The 14,844-nt window shown below is 43.8% G+C and carries 13 protein-coding genes; 8 read left to right on the top strand and 5 right to left on the bottom strand.

Annotated elements, in window-relative coordinates; genetic code table 11:
* Positions 1–102 precede the first annotated feature (102 nt).
* The 4 genes from ACEYW6_RS26595 to ACEYW6_RS26580 all read right to left on the bottom strand — a co-directional run bounded on the left by ACEYW6_RS26595 (position 103) and on the right by ACEYW6_RS26580 (position 4,935).
* Positions 103–627: a cupredoxin domain-containing protein gene (locus ACEYW6_RS26595; RefSeq protein ID WP_412982112.1), complete on the bottom strand. Its 525-nt coding sequence runs from the start codon at positions 625–627 to the stop codon at positions 103–105.
* A gap of 262 nt (positions 628–889) precedes the next feature.
* On the bottom strand, positions 890–3,760 hold the full coding sequence (locus ACEYW6_RS26590; protein WP_412982111.1) for a M16 family metallopeptidase: 2,871 nt from the start codon (positions 3,758–3,760) through the stop codon (positions 890–892).
* A 142-nt stretch (positions 3,761–3,902) separates the two neighbouring features.
* Positions 3,903–4,346: a VOC family protein gene (locus tag ACEYW6_RS26585; protein ID WP_412982110.1), complete on the bottom strand. Its 444-nt coding sequence runs from the start codon at positions 4,344–4,346 to the stop codon at positions 3,903–3,905.
* 76 nt (positions 4,347–4,422) lie between these two features.
* The gene (locus tag ACEYW6_RS26580) at positions 4,423–4,935 is read right to left on the bottom strand and encodes a TIGR02652 family protein (RefSeq protein ID WP_412982109.1); all 513 of its coding nucleotides are present in this window, start codon (positions 4,933–4,935) and stop codon (positions 4,423–4,425) included.
* 239 nt (positions 4,936–5,174) lie between these two features.
* On the opposite strand from ACEYW6_RS26580, the gene ACEYW6_RS26575 reads away from it, so the two are divergent.
* The 3 genes from ACEYW6_RS26575 to ACEYW6_RS26565 all read left to right on the top strand — a co-directional run bounded on the left by ACEYW6_RS26575 (position 5,175) and on the right by ACEYW6_RS26565 (position 7,546).
* Complete coding sequence (locus tag ACEYW6_RS26575; protein WP_190899342.1) at positions 5,175–5,702, top strand: gamma carbonic anhydrase family protein; 528 nt, start codon at positions 5,175–5,177, stop codon at positions 5,700–5,702.
* A 260-nt stretch (positions 5,703–5,962) separates the two neighbouring features.
* A complete protein-coding gene (locus ACEYW6_RS26570; RefSeq protein WP_069072075.1) occupies positions 5,963–6,088 on the top strand; it encodes a photosystem II protein Y in 126 nt (41 codons plus the stop codon).
* A gap of 159 nt (positions 6,089–6,247) precedes the next feature.
* Positions 6,248–7,546 (top strand): bifunctional folylpolyglutamate synthase/dihydrofolate synthase, encoded by a 1,299-nt coding sequence (locus ACEYW6_RS26565; RefSeq protein ID WP_412982137.1) that lies wholly within the window; start codon positions 6,248–6,250, stop codon positions 7,544–7,546.
* 51 nt (positions 7,547–7,597) lie between these two features.
* On the opposite strand, the gene ACEYW6_RS26560 is transcribed toward ACEYW6_RS26565, so the two are convergent.
* Positions 7,598–8,896, bottom strand: coding sequence for an ABC transporter substrate-binding protein (locus ACEYW6_RS26560; protein WP_412982108.1), 1,299 nt, complete (start codon positions 8,894–8,896; stop codon positions 7,598–7,600).
* 142 nt (positions 8,897–9,038) lie between these two features.
* On the opposite strand from ACEYW6_RS26560, the gene pilM reads away from it, so the two are divergent.
* From pilM to ACEYW6_RS26535, 5 genes are all read left to right on the top strand, one after another.
* Positions 9,039–10,145: a type IV pilus assembly protein PilM gene (gene pilM, locus ACEYW6_RS26555; RefSeq protein WP_190899348.1), complete on the top strand. Its 1,107-nt coding sequence runs from the start codon at positions 9,039–9,041 to the stop codon at positions 10,143–10,145.
* Between the two features lie 4 nt (positions 10,146–10,149).
* On the top strand, positions 10,150–10,926 hold the full coding sequence (locus ACEYW6_RS26550; protein ID WP_190899350.1) for a PilN domain-containing protein: 777 nt from the start codon (positions 10,150–10,152) through the stop codon (positions 10,924–10,926).
* A complete protein-coding gene (locus ACEYW6_RS26545) occupies positions 10,923–11,693 on the top strand; it encodes a pilus assembly protein PilO (protein ID WP_190899352.1) in 771 nt (256 codons plus the stop codon). Before ACEYW6_RS26550 ends, ACEYW6_RS26545 begins: the two co-directional genes overlap by 4 nt.
* Before the next feature lie 126 nt (positions 11,694–11,819).
* Positions 11,820–14,168 (top strand): AMIN domain-containing protein, encoded by a 2,349-nt coding sequence (locus tag ACEYW6_RS26540; protein ID WP_412982107.1) that lies wholly within the window; start codon positions 11,820–11,822, stop codon positions 14,166–14,168.
* A 237-nt stretch (positions 14,169–14,405) separates the two neighbouring features.
* Positions 14,406–14,573 carry a hypothetical protein gene (locus ACEYW6_RS26535; RefSeq protein WP_412982106.1) on the top strand — a complete coding sequence of 56 codons (168 nt, stop codon included), beginning with the start codon at positions 14,406–14,408 and terminating at the stop codon, positions 14,571–14,573.
* The last annotated feature ends 271 nt before the right edge of the window (positions 14,574–14,844 follow it).

Below are 14,844 nucleotides of genomic sequence, written 5' to 3'. Positions count from 1 at the left end.
CTAAATTGCCCTAACTTATTTTCCATTGCACACTATGGTATTTAGCTCAATTAACTTTAATTTAAACATTAGATCGCTGCTAAATACTGAGTCGAATAATTTTTAATTCTTGATGGCAATCTCTCCAGTCATACCTGCTTCGGTATGTCCTGGTATTGGACAACGCAAGCCATAAGTGCCAGATTTCAAGGGCACAAATACCCATTCTGCCTCAGCACCAGGCTTGAGTTCCAGTTCGTGAATGGCTCCTTTAATTTCTACTTTGCCTGCTTCAACTTTTTGTGTCCAGATGCCATCGGCAAAATCTTTAGCAGTAAAATAGTGCTTCAGTTGGCTGGGATTGGTAAGCTTTAGTTGATAGCGTTTGCCGGCCTCGAATTCCAAATGATTTGGCTCAAATTTGAGTTCATTAGCCGAATTACCCAAGCTAACTCTAATTTCTGTGGCTGGTTGCTTGAGCAAATCGTCAGACAAATTTGCCGCCATCGCTGGAGTCGCAGCAATGAAATTTAGAGCTAGGAGCAACGTTAATATCACGTAGTTTCGCCGTAATATTTGCAGCCAAACGGTAGTTGGAAAAACAAGCAATGTAATTACAATTTGGTATAAATGGTTGTAAGTTTTCATTGGTAGTTCTCAAAAGGCAATGCTGATGAGCAGGAACAATTAATAGGTAGCGGGAAAAACTACTTTATATCTTGCACCTGCCCACTTCCCGCCAGAGAATTTATTCTCTGGCTCATAGCGCAAATCCACTCAAGTGGACTCCAATCCTTATTCACTCTTCTTTAGAAGACTAGCCTCGAAATCAATTCCGAGGCAGTTGTTGGGACTGGTGCAAGTTCTGAGTTTACCCATTCTTTATATTATCCATGCCCAGTGCCCATCTCTACCTAATGCTTTTCTCTGCTAACACAGATGGCCCAGCAGTAACGACTACGATTTGATCTGGGCGGAGTAACTCACGAGCCGCTTGATTAACTTGCTCAAGAGTGACTTTTTGGATTTTTTGAGTGAAGGAGTACAATTCTAATTTGTCGAGTCCATACACCTCATTCATCAGAATTCTATGTGTTAATTCCTCTGGGTTTGCCAGCAAAACGTTGTAGTTGCTGACGAGGGTGCGTTTAGCTGTTTCTACTTCCAGTGCAGTGACACCTTGTTGATGGATTTGCTGTAGCATCTGGCGGGTGCTAGCGATCGCTTTACTGCTATCTTCAGGACTAGTTTGCATTTCTATCAAAAATGTGCCTGCATTCTTCCCGGCTTGGAAGGAACTATAAATTCCATAGCTCAAACCTTGGCGATCGCGCACTTCTGCACCCAGTCTACTAGATAGGGTATCGCCTCCCAAAATTTGGTTCAATACTAAGGCTGCGTGAAACCGAAAATCATAACGGTTAATACCTGTGTAACCCATATATGTAACGGCTTGGGCTTTACCTGGTAAAACTGGGTTGACACTGACTATTTTCTCCAGCATTGGCACTGTGGGATATTTTAATGTGGGTGCTTGGCCGCTAACTTCCCAGTTACCAAACTCATTTTTAATGAGCGATCGCACTTTGTCCAGATCAAAATCTCCCACCAGCGCAAGCACTGTCGTATCTGGACGATAGTGTTTAGCTTTGAAATCAATCACATCCTGGCGCTGAATCTGCTGTAGACTCTCCTCTGTGGGAAAGGTGTGTAAGGGATGTTTTTTCGGGTAAATTGACTGAACAAATACTCTTCTGGCTACTTCTGATGGCTCATCTAATTCCAGCTGCAAATCAGTTAAAGTTTGTTGGCGATGCAATTCCAATTCTTTGACTGGAAAGGTACTATTTTTTACAACATCAGCCAATATCTCAAGGAGTATCGGCAAATCCTCTGCTAAACTATCACCCTCAATCCGCACACCTTCGCGGTAGGCTTCAAAGTCTAAACTCGCCCCTCGTTCTGCCAAAGCTTTGGCAATAGTTAAGACATCCTTGCTCTTAGTGCCATTTAGCAAATTCTCTGCCACAAAAGCAGCCAGCCCAGCTTGATTATCTGGATCAAATTCCTTTCCGGCTTGAATGTGACCGCTCAAGGTAACGGTGGGAGTACTATGATCTGGTAACAGTAATATCCGCAGTCCGTTGGTAAATTTAAATTCCTGTGGTAATACTTGTGCAATCGCATCTGTAGCCAAATCTACAGGTGGTAAGTACTTCCCCACCTCAGAAGGAAGCACAGGTGCGCCAGGAGAAAAATTCTCTGTAGTTTGGGCTGAGTCTGGTTTATCAATAACCTCTGTTATCAGCTTCTGGGTTGGTTCAAAAAAGCCTACTGTCCTGGCTCCTTTGGTAAGGTATTTGTTAATGACAGCAACGACATCCGTCGGCTTCACCAGACGGACAGCAGCCAAATAACGGTCTGTGTAGCGATAATCACCAGTAGTTGTCTCATCATTGCCCAATTGCATTCCTTGAGAAGTGATATCACGGTTACTCAAAATTACATCTGCTGTTAATTGGGTTTTAGCTCGTTCAACTTCCTCTAATGTCACGCCTTTTTCTGCTACATTGGCGATCGCACTACTCAACACTGAGTCAATTTTTTTCAAATCTTGTTTAGAACCAGCCGTCACCAACACCTCATACCAGCCAGATTCTCGCAGACTGGTAACTGATGCTGTTAATTCACTAGCTAAACCTGATTCCACCAATGCCTGATAAAGTCTAGAATTCCTCCCCTCTGTCAAGATGTAATCCATTACATCCAGCGCAGGCACATCCGGTTGATTTGCATCCGGTAGCGGGTAAACCGCCTGCAACAGCCGCCCTGCTCCCGGTTCTCGCAACACTATGGGAGATGAAGAAGATGAGGAAGAAATAACTCCTGCCCCCTGCCTTCTGCCCCCTGCCTTCTGCCCCCTGCCTTCTGCCGACGCTCTAGGATGAGCTACCGCTGCGCTATCCTGCCTCTTCGATAGTTTGCCAAATACCTCTTTAACTATTTCTAGGGTATTTGCAGTTTGAAAATCTCCAACAATTACTAAAACGGCATTATCGGGACTGTAAAAATTGCGGTAATATTTTTCTACCTGCTCAACTTCAAATTTCTCTACATCAGCTTTGGTTCCACCTACAGGCAACCCATAAGCATGATTAGGAAACACCGCTTGCATTACAGCACGGTTGAGACGATATTCTGGACTATTTTCGTAACCCTGCAACTCGGAAATGACTACCCGCTTTTCACTCGCCAGTTGTTCTGGCTCAATCTGGGAATTTTGCATTCTGTCTGCTTCCAGCACTAAGAGCGCTTTTAGCTTGTTTCGTTCCACAGTACCGTAATATGCAGTTTGGTCATAGCTGGTGAAAGCATTGGAATCACTACCTAAAGCACTAAATAAACGGCCAAATTGAATCGGACGATTTTTTGTACCTTTAAACATCATGTGTTCCAACTGATGGGCAATGCCATTCACGCCCGGTTCTTCGTTGCGTGAGCCAACCTTGTACCACACCTGCACCGTCACCACTGGTGCAGTATGTACTTCCTTTGTAAGGATAGTTAGACCATTTTCCAGCACTGTCTTACGGACATTTAGTGTCAGTGTTGAGGGCATTATTCTTTTTGTTAGCAAGGTTGACTGGTATTTTTCTTTATTAGATATGGCTGGATGTTGGCTATGAGCAGGTTGATCGCTTAACAAAAAAACCGCTATTAGCCATAAGCTTAAAAATAATAATGGCAAGGGATATTTATAAAATCTAGAAAATCCATACATGTATTTAGCAAATATATCTGTAAATTAAGTTACATAGTTATGTTGGAGAGTGACCACAGTTTAATATCGCAAAAAAATCTGTTATCTCGGTAACAATACAGAAAAATAATATATTAGCAATAAAGGTAATAAAAAAGCTAAATTATGGTTTTTTTGCTAAAACTCGAATGAATTCCAGAGGTAAACCATCGGTATCGGCGATGAAAGCCACTTCGTAAATGCGATCGCCTATTTGCTGTTGTGTCGGTTCTAAAAGTACCTTCAACGGTTGTAATTCTCCGGGTTGATTCTCGGCAGCTAACATTACACGTTCTTGTAAATTTGTCAACCAGCTAGGTAAATCTGGTGTAATTTCAGTTAAATCGAACGAGAGATGATAATACCCCACATAATGCTCGTCAGCAAAGGCATCTGGGGCTGGTTTTGGTTCGGGAATTTGGATTAGTTCAATTCTGCCGCCCAATCCTTCCATCCAGCAAGCTAGGGTGTAGCCCGTAGTAAAGCGTTCCGAAATTGTAAACCCTAAATGTTCGTAGAAAGCGATCGCTCGATGAATATTCGCAGTCCGAATAGAAGCGTGGTGCATAACAAAAGTTAGGAGTTGTAAGTTATGAGTTCTAAATTGAATTTAACTCCTAACTCCTCACTCCTAACTCCTAACTTTACTCAAACAACCTGAAATAAGGGTAGCGCACAGGGACGCCAGGCTCTTTTTCCAAGTCAAAATTGATCACTTCCCAACAGGCATCTTCTGAGCTATCGGGGCTAAACTCCACGGGTAAGCCGTATAAACGCGCAGCAGTAGCTTCTGGTTGTCCAGAACGCCAAGGGGTGCTGCGTTCTAAATAGCCACTCATCAATTCCTGATAGCGTCGAGCAATAATCACTCTTGTTGCTCGATAGCCTTGGGTATAGAGCTTATCTAATGCTTCGTGAATTTCAAACCGAATACCATCGGGATGAGTATGCTGTCTATACCATTCATTATTCCACCTCCGCCAATGACGCCCCGATTGCAAATGGATTAACTCTCCATTTTTAGGATTAGCTTCAAAAGCGCCATGACGCGAACACAAATAGGTATCTGTTAGTGTCAGCGCCGGAATAGTCTGGCGACAGTGAGGACACTGTATTTCCGGCCCAAACATCGGGTACTGCAAGCCTGGATTCATCATGAAGTGCGTACAAACATAATTTTGTCTTCACCAGCACTAGTGCATTGGATTATACACTTCGGCTCCACTACTTTGGGTTACTTGCTCACTGCGGCATAGACACGGAGTTGCGGCAGGAACATTGTTCACTAGTGTTTTCCTCACCGTAGAGGCTTAACAGTGTGATATCCTGGTTGTTCAACCAGCCTCAAAGGTTGGATTTTCTCCAGTGTTCCTGGGTACCATATTAATATTCTATCGTGTCTACCGCTTCTTACTGGACATCTCCTGATTTTTCTCAAGCTGCCTTCATCGCAGCCAATGCTGTTGTTATGGGTTCGGTAAATATAGCAGCAGGGGTAAGCATTTGGTATGGAGCAGTGGTTAGGGGAGATGTAGAACGGATTGAAATTGGCGAATGCACAAATATTCAGGATGGTGCAATTTTACATGGAGATCCTGGGTTTCCGACAATTTTAGAAGATCATGTGACCGTAGGGCATCGCGCTGTGGTACATTCCGCTTACATTGAGCGTGGAAGTTTGATTGGCATTGGCGCAGTGATTTTAGACGGGGTACGAGTGGGCGCTGGTAGCATTATCGGTGCTGGTGCAGTCGTAACCAAAGATGTACCTCCTTTGTCCCTAGTTGTAGGCATTCCTGGCAAAGTGTTGCGGCAAGTAACAGAGGCTCAAGCCGCAGAACTTATTGAACACGCTAAACGTTACCAAAAGTTAGCTTTAGTTCATGCTGGTAAGGGTACTGATCTCGGCTTTCAGAAGCCTTAGGGAGGGGGGAGTGGGGATTGTGGAGCAGGGGAAGCAGGGGGAGATGAGGGGGACAAGGGGGACAAGGGGGACAACGGAGAATTATTGAACAAGTTTCTTTCTTGTCTCCCCCCTCTTCCTTGTCTTTTCCCAATGCCCAATGCCCCATAATTTAATCATTCTTTACATATCTACTTGGAAAAGTTGCCCACTTCAGCTAAAAATAAAAATGAGAGCAGTTGACAAAACTTTAATTTCTACTTAAAAGAGGGGTTCTAGATATGGATATCGATTACCGTATAGCGATCGTTTTAGCACCAGTTGCCATTGCCGCTAGCTGGGCAGTGTTTAATATTGGCGCTGCGGCTTTAAGACAAATTCAAGGCTTTTTGGATAGAGAAGCTTAAATACGGCTCAATATCATCGAGCTTTAACCGACTGTTTCTCTTCACAGAGGCAGCCGGTTTTATTGATATCAATTAATGGGCATGGGGCATTGGTTATTCTCCTTGTCCCCATCATCTCCCTTGTCTCCCTCATTCCCTGACTCCCCAATCTCCCCTTCCTTGGATATCGATTCTGTAATACAGCCCCTGCAACGTTTTGGTGTCCATCTAGGACTCGATCGCATTGTCAATTTATTGGCAAATCTGGGCAATCCTCATCACCAAGTCCCGATCATTCATGTTGCTGGCACCAATGGCAAAGGTTCAGTATGTGCTTATCTTTCCTCAGTACTTACTGAGGCAGGTTATCGTACAGGACGCTACACTTCCCCCCATTTAGTCGATTGGACGGAACGTATTTGTCTGAATGAACAGCCAATTTCCTCTGAAGAATTGAGCCAATTATTAGAAGAAGTCCAAGCTGCTATTCGTGCTGATGAGGAATCTGCAACTCAGTTTGAAGTAATTACGGCGGCTGCTTGGTTATATTTTGCCCAGCAGCAAGTCGATGTGGCTGTAGTAGAAGTAGGACTAGGAGGACGCTTAGATGCTACCAATGTCTGCTTGGAACCCCTGGTTACAATCATCACTTCTATCAGCCGGGAACACTGGCAGCAACTTGGCCCCACCGTCGCTGACATTGCTAGAGAAAAAGCAGGTATTCTCAAACCGGGATGTCCCGTTGTGGTTGGAGGATTGCCACCAGATGCAGAAGAAGTTGTGCGATCGCGTGCCTTAGAATTAAAATGCCCGATTTTTACACCTCAACCCGCCCGTGAAATAGCTTCTGGATGGGCAGAATATCAAACTATTCAAAATTCTAAATTAATTAAATACCAGTTACCGTTAGCGGGACAGATTCAATTAACTAATTCAGCTTTGGCTTTAGCTGCTTTAGAAATTCTCCAACAACAGGGTTGGCAGATTTCTGAAGAAGCCATAACTAACGGCATGGCAAAAACTAAATGGCCGGGGCGGATGCAATGGACTACCTGGAATAACCATAAATTATTACTTGATGGTGCTCATAATACCGCCGCAGCCCAAGTTCTCCGCCAGTATGTCGATAGCTTAGACGCAGTGAACCACAAGCCAGTCAACTGGGTTATGGGAATGTTTTCTGACAAAGATCATGCTGATATTTTTGCCGCCCTGTTGCGGCCAGGCGATCGCCTTTTCCTAGTACCAATACCAGTAGAATCTTGGCCCGGTAGAACTTCCGCTGATCTAGACTACTTAGCAAATCTAGCTTACAGCCTCTGTCCAGAATTAAGCGATCGCCAAATCCATCCAGATTTATTCACAGCATTGGAAGCCGTAACCTCAACCGCAACCACAGACGATTTAATCGTTTTATGTGGTTCCCTTTATTTAGTAGGCGATTTTTTATCACCCACCAATATAATTCGTAAATCATAATTACGAAATACGAAATACGAAATACGAATTACGAATTACGAATTACAAAATTTATCTATTGTTCCACTCTTGCGCCGCATCCTCTACGGCTTTATCTACAGTCTTCTGGTTTAACATTGCTGCTTGCAAGTTCTCGTAAACCGCCTTTTGGAGTTTTTTGAAATCCTTCAAAGTAGGAGTTAATATTTCTGCTTGTTGCAGTTGTTGGGCGGTGATAACTCGCGCTTTTTCTATTGTTGAAGCATTAGCTGGAACATCTTTAAAGTAACTATCAGACAATGCTTTTACTGTAGAAGGTAAGACATTTGCAGCTTTAGCAAAGGCTAACTGATTTTCGTCATTGGTGACAAATAAAGCAAATTTTACAGCCCCGTCTGGTTGTTTGCTATCGCGGGGAATAACTATGTTCATCACCGCAACATTTTTCTTGCCTGTGTCACCAGTGAGTTGAGGTGCTATTCCCGAAGCTTGTGCAATTTTCGGGGCATTATTAGCGATCGTTTTCAGAAATTCTGGCCCAGAAGCTAGAAACGCAGTCTCTCCAGATTGGTATAAATCGATCGCGTGGCGATGTCCTTGCGTCAAAGCTTCTTTAGGAAGCAAACCTTTTTTATACAAGTCTACCCAATACTGAAACGCTGCCTTACCTTGTGCTGAATTAAACGCTGCTTTTCCCTCAGCATCTACTAAGGTGACACCCATTTGCACGAAAGATTCCAACACTTCACCGGAATCTTGCGGCACGAAAGTCACAAAAAAGGCATACTTGCCAGTCTTATCTTTAATTTGTTGGGCTGCTTGTGCCAATTCTGCGTAGGTTGCAGGTGTTTTATTGATACCTGCCTGTTTTAATAAATCAGTGTTATAAATGGTTAACCTTGTGGTGAGATACCAGGGAATCCCAAAACTCTTGCCATTAAGAGTACTTGCTTTCCAGATATTCGGTAGATAGGAGGAACGTACATCGTTTGGGACTTTCGCATCTAAATCTAACCAGGCATTTCGTCCAGCAAGTTGGGAAGCAAAACCCGGATTGAGGTTAACTACATCAGGTGGCGTTTTTGCTGAGACAGCTGTTAAAATTTTGTTCTCCATCGCCGCCCAAGGTACATCTACCCAGTTAATCTTTATACCTGGATTTTGCGATTCAAAATTCGCAATTAGGTTTTTGAAGTAGTCGGTAAATTGAGGTTGGAGTTGCATCGTCCAAAACTCAACAGTTGCCGTGCCTGAACTAGCCTGTTTTGTACCTGTACCAACATTACTTGTGCTGCAACTTACAATCCAACTGGTTAATAATCCCAGCAGTGTAAAAGCAACAAGTTGTTTAAATTTTCGCAATTGAATCATTTTCCCAGTATTTTTACGCTTGCTCAGTGTGAAAAGCTTAGATCAGAATTGTCGAGATTATAGGCTAAATAAATTACTTAGCACCAAGTCCATTTCTTAGTATCATTTAAATTTTCAATTTAGCAGTCCAGCGGGCACAAATGTGGTAAAAAGCTTCAATAGTCTGTTTGGCAAATCGAATAAAGGGGTCGGCATTGAACTTGCTCCCGAACGGGTAAATGTAGTTCAGCTACGCAAGCAGCGTCAAGGCTTGAAACTAGAAACCTTTACATCGGTAGCAGTTCCCGAAGGCATAGTTACTGATGGTCAAATCACCGACCCCGCAGCAATGGCGCAATTAATTCAGCAGGCGCTAGCTGAGAGCAAAATCAAAACTTCTCGCGTTGCCACTGGTGTACCAGGGCGAGATTCCATCGTTCGGATCATACCAGTGCCAGCAGAGTTAGATGATAAAGAACTGCGAGAAATGGTGCTCAACCATGAAGCAGGTTTATATTTACCCTATCCTCGTGAAGAAGCTGATGTAGATTATCAGAAACTTGGGTACTTTGTAGATGAAGATGGCATTGAAAAAGTACACGTACTCCTAGTTGCCACCCGCAAGGAGATAACGGATACCTATATAAGTACATTCGAGCAGGCAGGATTACAAATCGATGTTTTAGAAATTAACAGTTTTGCTCTGATTCGGACTATTCGTGAGCAACTGCGACAATTTGGGCCACAAGAAGCAGCAGTACTAGTTGATATAGAGTTTGACAGTACAGAAATCGCCATCATCGTTAACGGAGTGCCGCAATTTTCACGCACAGTCCCAATTGGGACTTATCAAATGCAAACTGCCTTAGCAAGGGCAATGAGCTTACCCACATCACGAGATATGGAACTGTTACACGGAATGGTTATTCCGCCAACTCCCATAGACGGCGGCAAAACTGGTGTCACCGAACTCGATCCTGGTATGGCAGCCATATTAAGAGTGTTGGGAGAACTTACAGATGAACTGCGCCGTTCCATCGATTTTTACCTCAATCAAAGTGAAAATTTGGAGGTAGCACAAATTATATTAGCTGGCCCAGGAGGTGGACTCCAACAGCTAGATGAATTCTTTACGCAACGATTGAGCTTGCCAACTACCCAAATAGATCCAATAGGGTCTTTATCTTTGGAAGTTGACACTGATAAATATCCACAGGTACAACGCTCTGGTTTGGCGATCGTACTAGGTCTAGGAATGCGGGAGGTGTAACAAAATGTACAGCCTAGATGTTAACTTTCTTAAAGACCGCCCAGCATACCAGAAAAAGCCTGAGAGAAAGGGAGGCATATCTCTAAACCTGCCTACAGGGAATATGACACCAGTGTATGTGGGAGTTGCACTAGGTGTAGGTCTTCCAGCTTTATTGGGAGTTGGTTGGTGGTTGTTACAAGGAAAGATTGTTGAATTAGAGGGGACAATAGCACAACTAGACCAAGAAAGCAAGAAGTTAGATACAGAAATAGGAAATCTGAATAAAATCAAAGCCGAGACGAATGCAATTAAAGGGGAAACCCAAGCTTTAGTCACCGTATTTGACCAGATTCGACCTTGGTCAGCAATGCTGCAAGATTTGCGCGATCGCATCCCAGCGACAGTGCAAATCGAGAACATCAAGCAAATCCCACCCATTGCGGCAGTGGAAGGGAAGCCAGCAGGCAATCCCGCTGGGGGATTAGAAATTACCGGATTGGCTCGTTCTTTTAACGATGTCAATGATTTCTTATTGAGTTTACAACAGTCTCAGTTCTTGAAGTCCTCAGAAAGCAGAATTCTGACGGCAACGTTAGTAGATGCTCCCTTAACTCCAGGTTTGGGTCAACCTACTAATGCTGTAATAATTAAGCCGCCCCAAGTAGTTAAATACACTATTCAATCGAGTATGAACGATGTTCCAGCTTCGGAATTAATCCGGGAGTTGGAAAAAAAAGGCACAGTGGGGTTAGTAACTCGAATTCGTAGTATGCAACAAACAGGAGTCATTTCAAAATGACGCTGAGTGATGATTTAAATTTTGCCGAACATGGTGGGGAATTCGATTCGGAAACGCCAGCCTACCCCGTGGTATTTGGTATTGCTTTCACACCAAAAATTATTGGTATCTTGGTAGGGGTAATTGGTTTAGCGGGAGCAGGTTATATATTGTTAAACCTGCTGATGCCAGCTTGGGAAAGCTATCAGCAGCAGCAAGCTAAAAGCTCTGAACTGCAAGCGCAAATTGAGCAAAAAAAAGCCAGTATCAAACAGATTGCCAAAGTTAAAGACGAGCTAGCACAGGCAAAACAGCAAAAAGTTCAGGTTTTAGGTTTATTTGCTAACGAAAAAACCTTGGATACATTGCTGTTGGATCTGAACCGATTAATTGACTCTGGCAGTACTCCAACTTCTATTAATGCAGTGAGAGCCAAACTCAAGAAATTTGTGCCAGTTTCCGCCAAACCAGAACCGATTATCGATGGAACTCTAGGACTACAGGTTGACGGTAAGCTGCAACGCAGCAGTATCAATGCCGAAATTACAGGAACTTATGAGCAAACACAATCGATAATGCGTAACATTGAGCGTTTACAGCCTTTGTTAATAGTTAAAGATTATCAAGCAACTTTGGCTCCAGTAGAGTCAAGATCGCCATTAGATAAAACGCCGGTTCGGGTAGGGCCAGCAGCGATCAATACGTCATTCCAGTTACAGGTATTGATGCCACTTAGTGCAGAAGAAGTAGCGGCGGCGGCGGCGGCTAAAAATGCCCCGAAAAAGTAGTTAACTTAGAGCCAAGGCGGTTTCTAAGCGCCGATTTAGCGTTAAGTAAACTTAGAGCCAGGGCGAATTTTATTCGCCTACTCAAAATTGTTTGTAAACAAGGTTTTATAAGGTGAGGAATGAACTGTGAAACAGCTTCACGGTAATAGTTTTATATTGGGTACTGCCGCTTTTGTATTTTTGGCAGCTCAACCAGTTTGGGCACAAATTAGTCAAGTTACTAACGTACAGTTAAATCCAGTTAATGGTGGAATTAGCGTTGCTTTGAAAACTTCTTCAGGGTCGCGCCCCCAAGTTTTCACTACAAAAAGAGGCAAGACTTTAGTCGCAGATATTATCAATACTCAATTACGATTACCACAAGGCAATAGTTTTCGTCAAGATAGCCCAGCACCAGGAATTGCCTCCGTTGAGATTAATCAGCTTGATGCCAATAGCATTCGGGTGACCGTAACTGGTAGTAACAATACACCTGAGAGTCAACCCGTGGTGCGATCGCAAAATGGAATTACACTCAGCTTTAGCCCATCCAGTGGCACTACAGCATCAGCATCAACGCCAACAGCGCCAACGCCAACATCCACAGCACCGCCTGCTACTACTCCAGCCCAACCGGGTCAGAAGCCAGATGTTCTTGTTCCTAACCCGGAAGTCACCATTGACGGACAACCTGCACAAGCAGCTGGGCCAGGTCAACCGGTGAGTCAGGCTCCACCTTTCTTACCTAGAGCTGTCGCGCCACCAGTGGGAGATATTGCCATCTCTAATACTGATGCTTCTCCTAGCACCATTGACTTAGGAACTCAGGAACGTGTACCCCGTTTAGTATTGCGAGATGCGCCGGTGCGTGAGGTTTTGTCACTACTTGCCCGTGCTGCTAGTTTGAACCTGGCTTATATCGGAGGCGAGCAAGCTGCTGGAGGTCAGCAAGGTGGTGCTGCTAATGCACCAGCAGTTTCTCAAACAATCTCGTTAGATATAGAAAATGAGCCAGTGCAAGATGTGTTTAACTACGTCTTACGCTTGAGTGGTTTAGAAGCGAATCGCAGTAATCGCACGGTTTTTGTTGGGCCTAAACTACCTAATTCCACCCGTGACATGGTTATGCGTAGCCTGCGACTCAATCAGGTGACAGTGGGAGTCGCCTTGAACTTTTTGGTCGGCTTAGGAGCAGAAAGCGCCGTCAGCCGCGAACGACAAGTTACCAGTGTTAATGCCGTACCCGTGGGTACTGGAGTTGCTCCTATCACCCAAACTCAGACAACTACAGAAACCAAAGTTGAAACTCAACGCGTTAATTTTACAGACTCTAACCCATTACTTAGAGGTTTACAGGCATTAGGAGATGAGCGCACCAATTCCCTGACTTTGATTGGTCCTCCGCGGCTAGTTGAGATGGCCATGGCTCAACTAACTCAGCTTGATATCCGCCGTCGTCAAGTAGTAGTCAATGTCAAGATTATCGATGTTAACCTCTTGAACACCCAGGACTACAACACTAGCTTTTCCTTTGGGGTTGGTAATAACTACTTTACAAATGATGGCGGTGCAGCATCTCTAAATTTTGGCGGTTCGAGACCAGCTACTAGAGCTGAAACGTCGAGCAGCGTGACTAGTACGCCAGTTATCCAGAATCCCGTTACAGGTGGAACATTTTTGGGTGATGGGTTTTTTAACTCTCAGGGCAATATACCATCAGCTACTGCTGATGTAGGTAATCCACTACAACCAGGTATTACAGAGTTTACTCCAGGAACTCCGGCAACAGCCACAACCGCTGGAACTCCTGATCAATATACATTTGCTCTCCCAACTTTATTTCAGTTCCCTAAGCGTCTTCTCGCTAGCTTGCAAGCTCAAGTGCAAAATGGCAATGCCAAGATTTTGACAGACCCGACGTTAATTGTGCAAGAAGGCCAAACCGCTAATGTCAACCTGACTCAGGAAGTAGTAGGCAACATAAAAAGGGAAATAGTTCGGGATACGAATCTTGCTACAGAAACGATTTCAGCAGAAAAAGACCGAGTAGGTTTAACCCTAGCTGTTAAAGTTGAACGGATTGACGACAATGGTTTTGTCTCTCTATCGGTAGCTCCTGTCGTCAAAGCACCCCAAGCTCCAGCTACTATCAACGTTGGAGGAGGCGGTACCCAACAAATATTCTTGGTATCGGAGCGCTCTCTTAATTCTGGCTCGATTCGCTTGAGAGATGGTCAAACACTAATTCTTTCAGGCATCATTCAAGACGCAGACCGGACAACTGTCTCTAAAATTCCCATCTTGGGTGATCTTCCACTAATTGGTTCGCTGTTTAGAAGTACAAACAGACAGAACCAGCGCAATGAGGTGATTGTATTACTCACACCTCAGATTATGGATGATACAGAGAACTCCTCCTACGGCTATAACTACGCCCCCAGCCCAGAAGTGCGGCAAATCCTTGAGCGTCGAGGCTTGAAGGTTCCTGGCAGGTAATAAGGATAATGGACAAGGTGAGTCACTTTTGGCAAAGGCTCAGATCCCCGACTTCTTTAAGAAGTCGGGGATCTTCTTGTTCACAAGTAGGATTAAATTTAAATGTCATTCTACAATAAAAATATCCAATCACAATAGAATTAATAGTAATAGGTAAATACTAATGACTTCAGAACAAGAATTATTAAAAAGTGGCGTTCTCTTCCACAAGGCAAGCAAAAGGAAGTTTTAGATTTTGTGGAATTTCTTGGTTTGAAAAACTCTGCAAATAAAATCCCATTGGGAGAACGTTTGCAGCAAATTTGTACTAAGATTGTTGCTTCTGGTAAACATTTATTAGATGAAGATGAAATCGAAAAAGAACTTGCCAGTCGGAGAGGTGAGCTACAGAGTAGAGAAGAATGAAAATAACTTATATTGATTCAGGGGTATTAATCAGCGCAACAGATGGTGTTGGTTGAATTGCCGATAAAGCCCTTGAAATATTAGGAGATTCCCAACGGGAATTTGCTTGTAGTGAGTTTGTCAAATTGGAGGTAAGGGACTTCCAAATAAAAAAATATACCATCCCTATAAAGGCAGGGGGCAGGGAGCAGGGGCTGACAAGTGTAGGTTTTTTACAGTTAGGAGGAGTTATAACAGTAAAATTCATCAACAGGGGTACGAGGAAAAGAAC

Source organism: Nostoc sp. UIC 10607, assembly GCF_047228265.1.
GTDB classification, from domain to species: domain Bacteria; phylum Cyanobacteriota; class Cyanobacteriia; order Cyanobacteriales; family Nostocaceae; genus Nostoc; species Nostoc foliaceum_A.
This window is presented reverse-complemented; position numbering and strand designations above follow the sequence as displayed.